This is a genomic window from Pseudomonas sp. AF32 (assembly GCF_022342325.2).
Lineage (GTDB): Bacteria > Pseudomonadota > Gammaproteobacteria > Pseudomonadales > Pseudomonadaceae > Aquipseudomonas > Aquipseudomonas uvaldensis.
The window spans coordinates 38,159-53,082 of record NZ_RQJK02000025.1; the positions used below are offsets into that span (position 1 = coordinate 38,159).

At 62.2% G+C, this 14,924-nt stretch carries 12 protein-coding genes; 3 read left to right on the forward strand and 9 right to left on the reverse strand.

Annotation, left to right across the window (positions count from 1 at the left end):
• The first annotated feature begins 5 nt into the window (after window positions 1-5).
• The 3 genes from EGM97_RS21415 (at window position 6) to EGM97_RS21425 (ending at window position 3,774) form a co-directional block, all read left to right on the forward strand.
• Window positions 6-680, forward strand: a complete 675-nt coding sequence (locus tag EGM97_RS21415) for a heavy metal response regulator transcription factor (RefSeq protein WP_238962628.1) — start codon at window positions 6-8, stop codon at window positions 678-680.
• Window positions 655-2,034 carry a heavy metal sensor histidine kinase gene (locus EGM97_RS21420; protein ID WP_238962629.1) on the forward strand — a complete coding sequence of 460 codons (1,380 nt, stop codon included), beginning with the start codon at window positions 655-657 and terminating at the stop codon, window positions 2,032-2,034. The genes EGM97_RS21415 and EGM97_RS21420 overlap by 26 nt, the downstream gene beginning before the upstream one ends.
• A gap of 243 nt (window positions 2,035-2,277) precedes the next feature.
• On the forward strand, window positions 2,278-3,774 hold the full coding sequence (locus EGM97_RS21425; protein WP_238962630.1) for a sensor domain-containing diguanylate cyclase: 1,497 nt from the start codon (window positions 2,278-2,280) through the stop codon (window positions 3,772-3,774).
• Between the two features lie 646 nt (window positions 3,775-4,420).
• Here the strand turns inward: EGM97_RS21425 and lpxC are convergent.
• From lpxC to murD, 9 genes are all read right to left on the reverse strand, one after another.
• Window positions 4,421-5,332, reverse strand: a complete 912-nt coding sequence (gene lpxC / locus EGM97_RS21430) for a UDP-3-O-acyl-N-acetylglucosamine deacetylase (RefSeq protein ID WP_053149734.1) — start codon at window positions 5,330-5,332, stop codon at window positions 4,421-4,423.
• Between the two features lie 112 nt (window positions 5,333-5,444).
• Entirely contained in the window at window positions 5,445-6,638 is a 1,194-nt protein-coding gene (ftsZ, locus tag EGM97_RS21435; RefSeq protein WP_238962631.1) for a cell division protein FtsZ, read from the reverse strand.
• A 100-nt stretch (window positions 6,639-6,738) separates the two neighbouring features.
• Window positions 6,739-7,998 (reverse strand): cell division protein FtsA, encoded by a 1,260-nt coding sequence (ftsA, locus tag EGM97_RS21440; RefSeq protein WP_053149737.1) that lies wholly within the window; start codon window positions 7,996-7,998, stop codon window positions 6,739-6,741.
• Window positions 7,999-8,013: 15 nt separating this feature from the next.
• A complete protein-coding gene (locus EGM97_RS21445; RefSeq protein ID WP_053149740.1) occupies window positions 8,014-8,880 on the reverse strand; it encodes a cell division protein FtsQ/DivIB in 867 nt (288 codons plus the stop codon).
• Window positions 8,881-8,883: 3 nt separating this feature from the next.
• Window positions 8,884-9,849 (reverse strand): D-alanine--D-alanine ligase, encoded by a 966-nt coding sequence (locus tag EGM97_RS21450; RefSeq protein ID WP_053149742.1) that lies wholly within the window; start codon window positions 9,847-9,849, stop codon window positions 8,884-8,886.
• Complete coding sequence (gene murC / locus EGM97_RS21455) at window positions 9,846-11,306, reverse strand: UDP-N-acetylmuramate--L-alanine ligase (RefSeq protein WP_238962632.1); 1,461 nt, start codon at window positions 11,304-11,306, stop codon at window positions 9,846-9,848. The genes EGM97_RS21450 and murC overlap by 4 nt, the downstream gene beginning before the upstream one ends.
• The gene (gene murG, locus EGM97_RS21460; protein ID WP_238962633.1) at window positions 11,299-12,369 is read right to left on the reverse strand and encodes an undecaprenyldiphospho-muramoylpentapeptide beta-N-acetylglucosaminyltransferase; all 1,071 of its coding nucleotides are present in this window, start codon (window positions 12,367-12,369) and stop codon (window positions 11,299-11,301) included. Before murG ends, murC begins: the two co-directional genes overlap by 8 nt.
• Window positions 12,359-13,576 carry a putative lipid II flippase FtsW gene (ftsW, locus tag EGM97_RS21465; RefSeq protein ID WP_238962634.1) on the reverse strand — a complete coding sequence of 406 codons (1,218 nt, stop codon included), beginning with the start codon at window positions 13,574-13,576 and terminating at the stop codon, window positions 12,359-12,361. Before ftsW ends, murG begins: the two co-directional genes overlap by 11 nt.
• Complete coding sequence (gene murD / locus EGM97_RS21470; protein ID WP_238962635.1) at window positions 13,573-14,919, reverse strand: UDP-N-acetylmuramoyl-L-alanine--D-glutamate ligase; 1,347 nt, start codon at window positions 14,917-14,919, stop codon at window positions 13,573-13,575. Before murD ends, ftsW begins: the two co-directional genes overlap by 4 nt.
• Window positions 14,920-14,924 lie beyond the last annotated feature (5 nt).

A 14,924-nucleotide genomic window follows, 5' to 3' on the forward strand; every position in this document is an offset into this window, starting at 1 on the left:
GGGCCATGCGCGTTCTGATCATCGAAGACGAAGAGAAAACCGCCGACTACCTGCATCGCGGTCTGACGGAACAGGGTTACACCGTGGACGTGGCGCCTGACGGCGTCGAGGGCCTGCACCTGGCCCTGGAAAACGAGTACGCGGTGATCGTGCTCGACGTGATGCTACCGGGCCTGGACGGGTTCGGCGTGCTGCGAGCCCTGCGTGCCCGCAAGCAGACACCGGTGATCATGCTCACCGCCCGCGAACGGGTCGAGGATCGCATCAAGGGCTTGCGCGACGGCGCCGACGATTACCTGGGCAAACCGTTTTCCTTTCTCGAACTGGTGGCGCGCCTGCAAGCGCTGACCCGCCGCAGCGGCGGCCATGAACCGGTGCAAGTGAGCATCGCCGACCTGTGGATCGACCTGATCAGTCGCAAGGCCACCCGCGCGGGCCAGCGCCTGGACCTGACCGCCAAGGAGTTTTCCCTGCTCAGCGTATTGGCCCGCCGCCAGGGAGAAATCCTTTCGAAAACCGCCATTGCGGAGATGGTCTGGGACATCAATTTCGACAGCGACGCCAACGTGGTGGAAGTGGCGATCAAGCGCTTGCGCGCCAAGCTCGACGGGCCGTTCGAACAGAAATTGCTGCACACCATTCGCGGGATGGGTTATGTCCTGGAAAATCGCGGTGAGTAACAGCATCGCGCTGCGGCTCAGTGGCCTGTTCACGCTGGTGGCGGCCCTGGTGTTTCTGCTGATCGGCGGCGCGTTGTATCAACAGGTCGAAAAAGGCCTGGGCCTGCTGCCCGAAGCCGAGCTCGATGCGCGCTACAGCGTGCTCGAATCCACCATCGGCCGTTACGGTACACCCGAGCACTGGGTGAAGATCAATAACAAGTTGCGATTGCTGGCGGAAGAGGACAAGCGCATTCACTTCTGGATCACCAGTGGCGACCCCCGCTTCGAATATGGCAATCCCGATCCACAGGTACGGGCCGTTACTAACGGACCACCGGGCAAGCACAACCTGCAGTTGCCCGACCGGCACTATCCGATGAAGGTGCTGGTGAGCCAGTTCCCGGCCAAGGAGCAGCGACCGCCACTACGCTTCATGATCGGCATCGACACCGAGACGTTCTACCAGACCCAGCACCGTTTGCTGGTGGCACTGGTGAGCCTGGCGATTGTCGGCGTGTTGCTGGCCTCGGCGCTGGGCTATTGGGTGGCGCGGATCGGCCTCAAGCCGCTGATCAAGCTGTCCGAGGAGGCCCGGCGCCTGGCCCCTCCACGCCTGTCCGGGCGCTTGCAGCTGTCGCCGCTGCCGCCGGAGCTCAACCAGTTCGTCAGTTCTTTCAACACCACCCTCGACCGGGTAGAACAGGCCTATTCGCGACTGGAGTCATTCAACGCCGATGTCGCCCATGAACTGCGCTCGCCTCTGACCAACTTGATTGGCCAGACCCAGGTGGCGCTGACCCGTGGGCGTTCGGCCGAGCATTACTTCGAAGTGTTGCAATCGAACCTCGAAGAACTGGAACGCCTGCGCTCGATCATCAATGACATGTTGTTCCTGGCCAGCGCCGACCAGGGCAGCAAGGCCACCAAGCTGACCAACGCCTCCCTGGCCGACGAAGTGGCCACTACCCTCGATTACCTGGACTTCATTCTTGAAGACGCCCATGTCCAGGTCCGGGTCAGCGGCGACGCCCAGGCCAATATCGAAATTGCCCATCTGCGCCGGGCGCTGATCAACCTGTTGAGCAATGCCGTGCAGCACACCGCCCCGGGGCAGGTGATCGATGTGCGCATCGAAGCCCTCGGCGAGCAGATCACCCTCGCCGTCACCAACCCTGGCGAACCGATTGCCGGCGAACATCTGCCGCGCCTGTTCGAACGTTTCTATCGGGTCGACGCCTCCCGCAGCAACAGCGGCGCGAACCATGGGTTGGGGCTGGCCATCGTCAAGGCGATCGCGTTGATGCATGGCGGGGACGTGTTCGTGCGCAGTGACCACGGCGCCAATACGTTCGGCATTCGCCTGCCGGCCTGACACTCTCTCAAAGGCCCCGGTTGCGTTCGAAGGATGCCTTTTGCGCCCTTGAATGCTGGGCGAAAGCCAACTCAATCAGAATCGCCGACCTGGCTCCGCCAATTCCCATGGGCTATTACACGAACACCGATTGCCCGCTTACACCGATCCAAGCACAATCAGCAAAAGGCCAGCATCTGGTTCATTGCCCGTGCAATCCATTGGGAAGGATCCCTGCCACATGACCATGCAGACATTGGAACCATGAGCGCTAGCAGTGCGACACCCGGCAACACCCTGCCTTCGAGACGTTCAGAAAGGGTACTCGTACTGGCCAGCTCATTGGTCGTCCTCGCCATCCTCAGCATCGTCACCTTCCTGCTGATCCGCGAACACGCCAGCGCCCAACAGGCAGCCACGCGTGCAGCAACCAATATCGTGCAACTGATCGATGCCGACGTGCTGCGTAACGTCGAGCTTTATGACCTGTCGCTGCAAGGCTTGATCGCCACGGCTAAACGCGACGACCTGAAAGACGTGTCGCCGACGGTCCGCCACCTGGCTCTGTTCGACCGCGCCACCGCTGCGCCTTACAAGGGCGATATCCTGCTGCTCGACAAGCAGGGCGATGTGATTGCCGATTCCGCCTCGGTCGAACCGCGCAAAGGCAACTACGCCGACCGGGAGTATTTCCAATCCCATCTTCAGAACCCGAACCTGGGCATGATGATCAGCCGCCCGTTCCGCTCCAGAAGTGCCGCCCACGACTGGCGCATCAGTTTCAGTTATCGGATCAATGATGAGCAAGGTGAGTTCATGGGCGTGGCCGAGGCCGCGATGCGCTTGAACTACTTTAGCCAGCTATTCAAAAGCTTGAACATCGGCCATGGCGGTACGGTCAACCTGGTCAGTCGCGACGGCATCCTGTTGGCACAGGAGCCCGCCCTGGCCGAAGACATGATTGGCAAGGACTTCAGTAACCGGCCCAATTTCATCCGCATCCTGCGTGAAGGCAACGGAAGTTTCACCAGTGTGTCCAGCATCGACCAGACGCAACGCCTGTATACATTCTCCCAGGTAGGCGACCTGCCATTGATCGTCGTGGTGGCACTTTCTGCCCAGGAAGTATTCGCGTCATGGCAACGCACTGCACTATTGGTCAGCGGCGCCACCGGCGCGCTGTGCATCGGTTTGCTCTGGCTGACCTGGTTGCTGCGCCGCGAATTGAGGCGCCGCCACCGCGCCGAGCGAGAATTGGCTCACTTGGCATCCGTTGACGCACTGACCGGCCTGGCAAACCGCCGTGCCCTGGATGAAACCCTGCGACAGGAATGGTTGCGGGCCCAGCGTTCGGGCCAACCGCTGTCGGTATTGATGGTCGATGCAGACCATTTCAAGGCATTCAACGACCGCTATGGCCACCCACGCGGTGACGCGGCCTTGCGAGCCTTGGCCGAGGTCATCAACCAACACGTCCGCCGCCCCGCCGACCTGGCGGCTCGCTACGGGGGTGAGGAGTTCTCGGTGGTGCTTCCTGAGACGACTACCGCCGGTGCATTCGCCATGGCCCAACATATTCGCGAAGCGGTGGAGCAACTGCCAGCCACCATAGCCGGTGACACGCCGATGACTGTCAGCATTGGCATCGCGACCTGGGCACAGGGGCCCTATGGCGAAGTCCAACAACTGCTGCACGCTGCGGACAAAGCGCTGTACCAGGCCAAGGCAAGTGGGCGTAATCGGGTAGTTTGTGCAATGTGATGTTCCCCAGATCCCTGTGGGAGCAAAGCTTGCTCGCGATTGCAGTGGGTCAGCCAGTATCAATGCTACTGACCTGACGCCATCGCGAGCAGGCTCGCTCCCACAGGGGATCGCAGGTGTACTCAGAATTTGTGTTCGGCACAGACCCAACTGTGGGAGCGGGCTTGCTCGCGAAGGCGGTGGGTCAGCAATACCTATGGCGACTGGCACGGCCTCTTCGCGAGCAAGCCCGCTCCCACAGTTGAATTGTGGTTACGACCGGGAAACAGGTCGGCTCTAAGGCCGCTTCGCTTTGGCTTTGGCTTTTGATCTTGGGCGCCCCGTTAACCACAAGGGCCGAACGCAGGCATTGCGTAGTGGGCATCCCGGCATGGATGCCGGGATAGCCGCGCTGGGCCATGGATGGCCCTTCGCGGCGGGCCCACGGAGCAATGCCGGAGTGAGGGAACACCTCGCCGTGGCGAGGTGCCCAGTGGTGGGGCGAAGCCTTTTTTGCTTACTTTTTTTGGCGTTTGAAAAAAAGTAAGTCGCCGTAAGGGCGAAACCGCCAGCCGCTGTTACCTAAGAAACGGATATACACACAAAAACGGCCCATAAAAAAAGGCCACCCAAAGGCAGCCTTCAAAAAACTAGAGAGGTTTTTTACTTACACCGCCGCAACCGGACGCATGTAAGAGATTGGTGCGGTGCTGGCATCTTCGAACGTCACGACTTCCCAAGCGTCTTTCTGCTCAATCAACTTGCGCAGCAGCTGGTTGTTCAGTGCGTGGCCGGACTTGAAGCCCTTGAACTCACCAATCAGGCTATTGCCCAGCAGGTAGAGGTCGCCGATTGCATCGAGGATCTTGTGCTTGACGAATTCATCTTCATAACGAAGGCCGTCTTCGTTCAACACGCCATCGGAATCGACCACGATCGCGTTTTCAACACTGCCGCCGAGTGCGAGGTTGTGCTTGCGCAGGTACTCGATGTCACTCATGAATCCAAAGGTACGGGCGCGGCTGACTTCTTTTACGAACGAAGTGCTGGAAAAATCCACGCTTGCACTTTGGGTGCGGTCACGGAAAACCGGGTGATCGAAATCGATCTCGAAGCTCACCTTGAAACCGTCGAAAGGGACAAAAGTGGCGCGCTTGTCGCCATCTTGTACTGTCACTTCCCGCAGGATGCGGATGAACTTCTTGGCCGCGTCCTGCTCTTCCAGGCCAGCCGATTGAATCAGGAATACGAAGGGTCCGGCGCTGCCATCCATGATCGGGACTTCGGACGCGGAGAGCTCGACGTAGGCGTTATCGATGCCCAGGCCAGCCATGGCCGAGAGCAAATGCTCCACCGTGTCCACTTTGGTGTCACCGTTGACCAGTGTGGTCGACATGGTGGTTTCACCAACATTTTCCGCGCGAGCAGGAATCTGCACCACAGGGTCGAGGTCGGCACGACAAAACACGATGCCGGTGTCGACAGGCGCTGGCTTGAGGGTCAGGTAGACCTTCTCGCCGGAGTGCAGGCCGACACCTGTGGCACGGATAATATTCTTCAGGGTGCGTTGTTTAATCATGGCATGGGCCGCTTCAGCGCAAATTGCGAACTGGTATCAACAAAGGCTGGCGATGATAGCAGACCAGACCTTTGCTGAACACCAATCACCCGAATACCCCTGATACATTTCATCAATCGGCCTGACGACGCAAGAAGGCCGGGATATCCAGGTAATCCAGATCGTCTTGTGGATTCATCTTCGCGGCAGTCGCAGCACCGGCCTGGGCCTGGTTGCGCATGACGGTCGGACGGTCCAGGTCACGGTAGTTGACCGCAGGCTGTTCCTGACGAACGGGGGCTTGTTGCTGAGACTGGGAAGCCATGGTGGTTTGAACGGTGTTGTCGATCACCTTCATCGGCTTCTCGATCTTCGCGCCCAGACCGGTGGCAACCACGGTCACGTGCAGCTCGTCGCGCATGTCCGGATCGATCACGGTGCCGACCTTGACCATTGCGTGGTCGGAGGCGAACGCTTCGATGATGCTACCCACGTCGGAGTACTCGCCCAGGGACAGGTCCGGACCGGCGGTGATGTTGACCAGGATGCCACGAGCACCTTGCAGGTTGACGTCTTCGAGCAACGGGTTGCGGATGGCCGCTTCGGTGGCTTCACGCGCACGGTTCGGACCGCTGGCGCAGCCAGTACCCATCATCGCCATGCCCATTTCGGACATCACGGTGCGTACGTCGGCGAAGTCGACGTTGATCATGCCCGGACGCTTGATGATGTCGGAGATACCGCGAACGGCACCGGCCAGTACGTCATCGGCCTTGGCGAAAGCCGACAGCAGGCTGGCGTCCTTACCAAGGATGGTCAGCAGCTTCTCGTTGGGGATGGTGATCAACGAGTCGACGCTGTCGCTCAGCGCGCGGATGCCCTCATCGGCGATCTGCATGCGCTTGCGGCCTTCGAACGGGAACGGACGGGTCACCACCGCAACGGTGAGGATGCCCATTTCCTTGGCCACTTCGGCAATGATCGGCGCTGCACCGGTACCGGTACCGCCGCCCATGCCGGTGGTGATGAACACCATGTTGGTGCCGGCCAGGACTTCAGCGATGCGCTCGCGGTCTTCCAGGGCAGCCTGACGGCCAACCTCGGGATTCGCGCCGGCACCCAGGCCCTTGGTCACGCCGGTACCCAGTTGAAGGATGGTCCGCGCGCCGATGTTTTTCAGCGCCTGAGCATCGGTGTTGGCGCAAATGAACTCGACGCCTTCGATGTTGCTCTTGACCATGTGGTTGACAGCGTTGCCGCCGCCACCGCCGACACCGATCACCTTGATAACCGGGCTAGCGGGGATGTTGTCTACGAGTTCGAACATTTTCCCTCTCCTTACATTCTCTAGTTTTTTTCGCCTACTGCGTTTGTTGCCGCCTTCCGGCACCAGGCCTGAAACCCGATGCCTGAAGCTTTGAATCTGATCAGAAATTGCCTTTGACCCATGCCTGGAGCCGCTCGAACAGCGGAGCCTTCGGCTCGTCGCTGCTGTAGCTGTCGCGGCTGCCTATCCCCGAAAACGAGATCCCGTCGGACTGTTTCTGCAAGCCGTACATCAACAGGCCCACGCCGGTGGAATAAATCGGGTTGCGGACCACGTCGTCCAGGCCCTTAATGCCATGGGGCACGCCCAGGCGCACCGGCATGTGGAATATTTCTTCGGCCAGCTCGACCGCGCCTTCCATCTTCGACGTACCGCCGGTCAGCACGATGCCGGCCGGGATCAGGTCTTCGTAGCCGCTGCGACGCAGCTCGGCCTGGATCAAGGTGAACAACTCGTCGTAACGCGGCTCGACCACTTCGGCCAGGGCCTGGCGCGACAGCTCACGCGGCGGACGGTCGCCAACGCTCGGCACCTTGATGGTTTCACCGGCACCGGCCAGTTTCGCCAGGGCGCAGGCGTAGCGAATCTTGATTTCCTCGGCGTACTGGGTCGGGGTGCGCAACGCCATGGCGATGTCGTTGGTCACCTGGTCGCCGGCAATCGGGATCACCGCCGTGTGGCGGATGGCGCCCTCGGTGAAGATCGCGATGTCGGTGGTGCCGCCGCCGATGTCCACCAGGCATACGCCCAGTTCTTTCTCGTCGTCGGTCAGCACCGAGTAGGCCGAGGCCAGTTGCTCGAGGATGATGTCGTCGATTTCCAGGCCGCAGCGGCGCACGCATTTCTCGATGTTCTGCGCAGCGTTCACGGCGCAGGTCACCACGTGGACCTTGGCTTCCAGGCGCACACCGGACATGCCCAGGGGCTCGCGCACGCCTTCCTGGTTATCAATCACATAATCCTGCGGCAGGGTGTGCAGCACGCGCTGGTCGGCCGGGATCGCCACGGCCTGGGCCGCGTCGAGCACGCGCTCGAGGTCGGCGGAGCTGACTTCGCGATCACGGATCGCCACGATGCCATGGGAGTTCAGACTGCGGATGTGATTGCCCGCCACGCCGACGAACGCCGAGTGGATCCGGCAACCGGCCATCAATTGCGCTTCTTCGATGGCGCGCTGGATCGATTGCACGGTGGACTCGATGTTCACCACCACGCCTTTCTTCAAGCCACGGGACGGGTGAGTACCGATCCCGACGATGACCAGCGTGCCGTCGTCCGCGACCTCACCTACCAGCGCAACCACCTTGGAAGTGCCGATATCCAGCCCGACGATCATTTTTCCGCTTTGCACGTTTGCCATGGGTCCTGCCTCTTCTTAATTCTTCGCGACGGCGGGTTCGGCCGTCGTGGGCGCTACAGGTTCCCGCCAGCCGACGGCCAGGCCGTTGGCGTAGCGCAGATCGATGCGCGCGATGTTCGTAATCTGTTCTTTGAGCGTCTTGTCATAGATGGCGATGAAGCGGCGCATCTTTTCCACCAGGTTGCCGCGACCGAGCAACAGCTCGATGCCCGGCCCCGAGCTGCCCGCGCCAGTGGTCAGGAACCAGCTGCCGCGCTCGCGCAGTTCCAGGCGCGCGATGGAGAAGCCCAATGGCCGCAACATCTGGCTCAGCACCTGGTACTGCTGCATCACTTGCTGCTGGGCCCGCTGTGGACCGAACAGTTGTGGCAAATGTTCATAGTTGGCCAGTTCCCGCGGGGTAAACGCCTGGCCCTGGTTGTTCAGCAGCGACTCATCGCCCCAACGGGCCACCGGCAATTGCTCTTCCAGGCGAATCGACACCTGGTCGGGCCATACCCGACGGACTTCGGCGTGAGCGATCCAGGGCATCTGCTCCAGTTCCGTGCGCATGCCCGCCAGGTCGATGGTAAAGAAGCTCGACGCCACGAACGGCGCGATCCGCTGCTGCACCGCCTGCTGGCTGATGTAGCTCAGGTCGCCCTGAACGTTGATCCGCGCAATCGGCCGGTCCGCATAAGGCAACAAGCGCTGGGCGCCTTCATACGTACCGAACCCCACTGCCACCAGCATCACCGGCCAGAACAGGCTCTTGAGAAAACCAAAATTGGCTTTCGGCAGGCGCGCCGACATCGGCTCCTTGGCCACCATTCGGCTGGCACCCCGGGGCACCGGCTTGCGACCGGGTGCGGAGGGCTGATGACGAAGCGATGCGCCTTGCATGGCTTAACCTCTAGGCTCTTGAGAGCCGACACTGGCCGCCAGGATCGACAGCACCAGTTGCTGGAAATCCAGACCGGCGGCGCGGGCCGCCATCGGCACCAGGCTGTGATCGGTCATGCCCGGGGCGGTATTGACCTCCAGGAACCAGAACTGCCCGTCGGCGTCCTGCATCACGTCCGCCCTTGCCCAGCCGGCGATACCCAACGCCTCACAGGCCTTGGCCGTGAGGTCCATCAGTTCTTTTTCCTTGGTGCTGTCCAGGCCACAGGGGATCCGATACTGGGTATCGTTGGCCAGGTACTTGGCGTCGTAGTCGTAGAACGTGTGCGGGGTGCCCAGCGCAATCGGGGGCAACACCTGGTCACGCAGGATGGCGATGGTGAACTCGGGACCGGTGATCCATTGCTCGACCAACACTTGCGAATCGTAGGAACTGGCGTCTTTCCATGCCGCGGTCAACTCAGGCAGCGAATTCACTTTCGCCATGCCGATACTTGAACCTTCATGGGCCGGTTTGACGATCAAAGGGAAGCCCAGTTCCGTGGCCGCCGAAATACAATCGGCCTCGCTCGCCAGCACGGCATGACGCGGCGTCGGAATGCCAAGGCTGTGCCAGACCTGCTTGGTGCGCAGCTTGTCCATCGCCAGGGCCGAGGCCAGGATGCCGCTGCCGGTGTAAGGAATGCCCAGGCATTCGAGCAGGCCCTGCATGCTGCCGTCTTCACCGCCGCGGCCGTGGAGAATGATGAACGCGCGGTCGATCTTTTCGCTCAGCAGGCGTTGCAGGAAGTCGTCGCCCACGTCGATGCCGAACGCATCGACACCAGCGCTTTGCAGGGCTTCGAGTACGGCTTTGCCGGACTTGAGGGAAACCTCGCGCTCGGCACTCTTGCCGCCGAACAGCACGGCGACACGGCCGAAGGCTTTCGGGTCAAGGGTCGAAACCAGGTTGGCGTAGGCAGCAGTCATTTCAGTTTCCCCTCGCTGGGCGCCACGATGGCCCCGGCGAATAACGGACTTTTCAACAGTTTCGGAGCGAGCCCACCGATGTCACCGGCACCCTGGCACAGCAGGATGTCACCGGCGCGCAGCAGCGGCTTGACCAGCGGCGCCAGGTCTACGCCGCGCTCGATGTAGATCGGATCCAGCTGGCCGCGTTGACGGATGCTGTGGCACAACTGGCGGCTGTCGGCACCGGGAATCGGTTCTTCGCCGGCTGGATAGACTTCCATCAGCAGCAGCACGTTGGCGTCGGTCAGCACCTGGACGAAATCGTCGTACAGGTCGCGGGTGCGGCTGTAGCGGTGCGGCTGATAGACCATCACCAGGCGCCGCTCCGGCCAGCCACCGCGCACGGCCTTGATCACCGCCGCGACTTCGGTTGGATGGTGGCCGTAGTCGTCCACCAGCATCACGTTGCCGCCATCCACCGGCAGTTCGCCATAGACCTGGAAGCGTCGGCCGACGCCCTGGAAGCCCGACAGCCCCTGGACAATGGCTTCGTCGCTGACCCCTTCGTCGGTGGCGATGCAAATGGTCGCCAGCGCGTTGAGCACGTTGTGATTGCCCGGCATGTTCACCGACACATCCAATGGCTCGCGGTCGGGGCGCAGCACGGTGAAAAAGGTCTGCATGCCCTGCTGGCGTACGTTGATGGCGCGCACGTCGGCTTCTTCGCTAAAGCCGTAGGTCACCGTCGGGCGCTTGATCAGTGGCAGGATCTCGCGCACCACCGGGTCGTCCAGGCACACCACCGCCAGACCGTAGAACGGCAGGTTGTGCAGGAACTCGACGAAGGTTTTCTTCAGCTTGTTGAAGTCACCGTCGTAGGTCGCCATGTGGTCGGCGTCGATGTTGGTGACCACGGCCACCAGCGGCTGCAGGTGCAGGAAGCTCGCATCGCTTTCGTCGGCTTCGGCGATCAGGTAGCGACTGGTGCCCAACTGGGCATTGGTGCCCGCCGCATTGAGACGACCACCGATCACGAAGGTCGGGTCCAGGCCACCGGCGGCGAACACCGAGGCGATCAGACTGGTAGTGGTGGTCTTGCCATGGGTACCGGCCACGGCGATGCCGTGACGGTAGCGCATCAGCTCGGCCAGCATCTCGGCTCGCGGCACGACCGGAATGCGGCGCTCCAGGGCGGTAGCGACTTCCGGGTTGGACGTGTTCACGGCGCTGGAAACCACCAGTACATCAGCGTTGGCAGCGTTCTCGGCACGGTGACCGATGAAGATCTTCGCGCCGAACGATTCCAGGCGCTCGGTGACTGGAGACGCCTTCAGGTCAGAACCGGAGACCTGATAGCCCAGGTTCAGCAGCACTTCAGCGATCCCGCACATGCCCACGCCGCCGATACCGACGAAGTGGATGCGGCGGATACGGCGCATTTCCGGCTGCGGCATGGCTTTGCGATTCTCAACCATGGGCCACCTCCAGGCAGGTATCGACCACTTGGGCCGTAGCATCGGGTTTGGCCAGGCGGCGGGCGGCGCGGGCCATGTCTTCAAGTCGTTGCGGCTGCATCAAAACCTCTGTCAGGCGGGCGGCGAGGTCCGCGGCGCCCGTCGTTCTTTGCGGCATCAGGAAGGCAGCGCCTTCGCGGGCCAAATAATCGGCATTGCGGGTCTGGTGGTCGTCGATGGCATGGGGCAATGGCACCAGCATCGAGGGCAGACCGGCGGCAGCCAGTTCACTGATGGTCAGCGCACCTGCGCGACAGATCACCAGGTCGGCCCAGCCATAGGCTTGGGCCATGTCTTTGATGAAAGGCTGCACTTGCGCCTCGACGCCGGCGGCGCGGTAGCGCTCGGCGGTCACTTCATCGTGGTTCTTGCCAGCCTGATGAAACACTTCCGGCCGCAGGTCGGGAGCGACCTGCGACAGGGCTTCGGGCAGCAATTTGTTCAACGGCTCCGCTCCCAGGCTTCCGCCCAGGACCAGCAAACGCGCCTTGCGTCCGGCCAGGGCCGGGCGCGGTGTATCGAGAAACAGCTCGGTACGCACCGGATTACCGGTGGTGCGCCGGCTGCCCGACAGGGTAAAGGTGTCGGGAAAGGCTTCACAGACCCGGGCGGCCAACGGCACCAGTAACCGATTGGCGGTACCGGCCACGGCGTTCTGCTCGTGAACGATCACCGGCACGCCGGCCAGTTTCGCCGCGACCCCGCCAGGACCGGTCACATAACCGCCAAACCCCACCACGCACACCGGCCGCAGCCGACGGATGATTGTCCGGGCCTGCCAGACCGACTTGAGCAACATTATTGGCGCCTTGAGCAACGACAACTTGCCTTTACCCCGCAGGCCGCTGGCCTCGATCCGGTGCAGCTCCAGGCCCGCGCCGGGCACCAGTTCGTTTTCGATACCCCGAGGCGTGCCCAGCCAGTGCACGGTGTAGCCCCGTGCCTGGAATTCCCGGGCACAGGCCAGCGCCGGGAACACATGCCCGCCGGTGCCACCTGCCATGATCAGCACGTTAGCGCCCATGGATCGACTCCTCGGCAAAGTCGCTCTCGTGGAACTCCATCTCTTCGCTGCCCAGGTGGGTTCGACTCTCCCATTCGATGCGCAGCAACAAACCGAGGCAGGCACAGCAAATCACCAGGGAGCTGCCGCCGTAACTGAGGAACGGCAACGTCAGGCCCTTGGTCGGCAGCAGGCCGACGTTCACGCCGATGTTGATCAGGAACTGGCCGATCCACAGGAACGACAGGCCATACGCCACGTAGGCAGCGAAGAATTGCTTGGCCTTCTCCGCCCACAAACCGATGTACATGCCGCGCACGCAGACGAAGACAAACAGGGCCACGGTGCACAACGACCCAACAACGCCAAGCTCTTCGGCCAGGACCGAGAACACGAAGTCGGTGTGGGCTTCCGGCAGGTAGAACTGCTTCTGCACGCTGTTGCCCAGGCCGACACCCAGCCATTCGCCACGCCCGAACGCGATCAGTGCCTGGGTCAGTTGATAACCGGAACCGAACTGGTCGGCCCACGGGTCGGTGAAGGTGATCAGACGCGCCATCCGATACGGTTGCGCCTGCACCAGCACGGTCACGGCCGCCACGGCCAGGGCCACCATCAGGATGAAGCGGAACAGCCCGACGCCGCCCAGGAACAGCATGGCCGCCGCCGCGCCCATCATCACCACCGTGGCGCCGAAGTCCGGCTCCATCAGCAACAGGCCCGCCATGGGCAGCAGGACGATGAACGGCTTGAAGAAGCCCATCCAGCTCTCGCGCACTTCCTTCTGGCGCCGCACCAGGTAGCCAGCCAGGAAGATCACCACGAAAACCTTGGCGATTTCCGAAGGTTGCACGTTGAAAAAGCTGAAGCCGATCCAGCGCATCGAGCCGTTCACTTCGCGACCGATACCCGGCACCAGCACCATGACCAACAGGCCGAAGGCACCGAGCAGCATCATCCAGCCCAGGCGTTGCCAGGTGGCGATCGGTATCATCATGGTGACAACGCACGCGCCCAGACCGATCACCAGGTAAATCAGGTGTCGGATCATGTGATAAAGGGTGTTGCCCGACTGCACGGCCGCCACTTCCGACGACGCGGAGGTGATCATCACCAGGCCCAGGCCCAGCAGCGCCAGGCAACCGGCAAGCATCGGGAAATCCAGGTCGATGCCACGCCCGGTGATCAACGGCGACGGGTACGGCTTGATGATATTCATGAGGCTCATGCCAAGTCCTCCGCCGCCCGGGCGAACAGCTGCCCGCGCTCTTCGTAGTTCTTGAACATGTCGAAGCTGGCACAGGCCGGCGACAACAGGACGGCATCGCCCGGCTGAGCCAGGGCGCGACATTGCTGCACGGCTTCGTCCAGCGAAGCCACGCGCACCAGCGGCACGGCATCGCCGAGCGCCTGGGCGATCAGTTCGCGGTCACGGCCCATCAGCACCACGGCGCGGCAGTTGGCCGCCACCGGACCACGCAGGTCCTTGAAGTCGGCGCCCTTGCCGTCGCCACCGGCGATCAGCACCAACTTGCCCGTAATGTCTGCGCCAAGCCCTTCGATGGCGGCCAGCGCGGCGCCGACATTGGTGGCCTTGGAATCGTTGTACCAGGCCACGCCATCAAGGTCGCGCACCCACTGGCAGCGGTGCTCAAGACCGGCGAAAGTACGCAGGGCCGAGAGCATGGCGTCGAACGGCAGGCCGACTGCATGCCCCAGGGCCAGGGCCGCCAGGGCATTGGCCTGGTTATGGGCGCCGCGGATCTTCAACTCACGCACGGGCATCAGGTTCTGGAATTCGAAGGCCAGGTATTTCTCGCCGTTCTCTTCCCGCAACCCGAAGCCCTTGAAATCCGGTACGCCCAAGCCGAAGGACCAGCATGGCAGGCCTTCGCTCAGCAACGGCCGGGTCAGGGCATCCTGACGGTTGAACACCACCTGCCGGGCGCCCCGGAAGATCCGGTGCTTGGCCAGGTGATAAGCCGGCAGGCCGCTGTAGCGGTCCATGTGGTCTTCGCTGATGTTGAGCACGGTCGCCACTTCGGCGCCCAGATGATCGGTGGTTTCAAGCTGGAAGCTGGACAGCTCCATCACGTACAGCTCGACGTCGTCGCTGAGCAGGTCCAGTGCCGGAGTCCCCAGGTTGCCACCGACGGCGACCCGCTTACCCGCGGCCGCGGCCATCTCGCCCACCAGGGTGGTGACGGTGCTTTTCGCATTGGAACCGCTGATGGCGATGATCGGCGCCTTGGCGTTGCGCGCGAACAACTCGATATCGCCGGAGAGTTTCACACCACGAGCGGCCGCAGCTTGCAGGGCCGGGGTCGCCAGGGCCAGGCCAGGGCTGACGTAAAGCTCGTCGGCGCGGCACAGGAACTCAACGTCCAGCTCGCCACAACGCACATCCACCTGCGGATAGTCACGACGCAACGTCGCAAGCTCAGGCGGATTTTCCCGCGTATCGGCCACGGCAAACGACACACCCCGGTTCGCCAGGAAGCGAACCAGGGACATGCCGCTCTTGCCGAGGCCGACAACGATGCGGAAGTGGTCAGAAGCGATCAGGGACACTCGTT

What these genes read in the sequence shown, in the direction of transcription:
- EGM97_RS21415 (WP_238962628.1), top strand. Translation starts at nt 6, where the DNA reads ATGCGCGTTCTGATCATCGAAGACGAAGAGAAAACCGCCGACTACCTG.
- EGM97_RS21420 (WP_238962629.1), top strand. Translation starts at nt 655, where the DNA reads ATGTCCTGGAAAATCGCGGTGAGTAACAGCATCGCGCTGCGGCTCAGT.
- ftsZ (WP_238962631.1), bottom strand. Translation starts at nt 6,638, where the DNA reads ATGTTCGAACTCGTAGACAACATCCCCGCTAGCCCGGTTATCAAGGTG.
- EGM97_RS21450 (WP_053149742.1), bottom strand. Translation starts at nt 9,849, where the DNA reads ATGACTGCTGCCTACGCCAACCTGGTTTCGACCCTTGACCCGAAAGCC.
- lpxC (WP_053149734.1), bottom strand. Translation starts at nt 5,332, where the DNA reads ATGATTAAACAACGCACCCTGAAGAATATTATCCGTGCCACAGGTGTC.
- murG (WP_238962633.1), bottom strand. Translation starts at nt 12,369, where the DNA reads ATGGGCGCTAACGTGCTGATCATGGCAGGTGGCACCGGCGGGCATGTG.
- ftsA (WP_053149737.1), bottom strand. Translation starts at nt 7,998, where the DNA reads ATGGCAAACGTGCAAAGCGGAAAAATGATCGTCGGGCTGGATATCGGC.
- EGM97_RS21425 (WP_238962630.1), top strand. Translation starts at nt 2,278, where the DNA reads ATGAGCGCTAGCAGTGCGACACCCGGCAACACCCTGCCTTCGAGACGT.
- ftsW (WP_238962634.1), bottom strand. Translation starts at nt 13,576, where the DNA reads ATGAGCCTCATGAATATCATCAAGCCGTACCCGTCGCCGTTGATCACC.
- EGM97_RS21445 (WP_053149740.1), bottom strand. Translation starts at nt 8,880, where the DNA reads ATGCAAGGCGCATCGCTTCGTCATCAGCCCTCCGCACCCGGTCGCAAG.
- murC (WP_238962632.1), bottom strand. Translation starts at nt 11,306, where the DNA reads ATGGTTGAGAATCGCAAAGCCATGCCGCAGCCGGAAATGCGCCGTATC.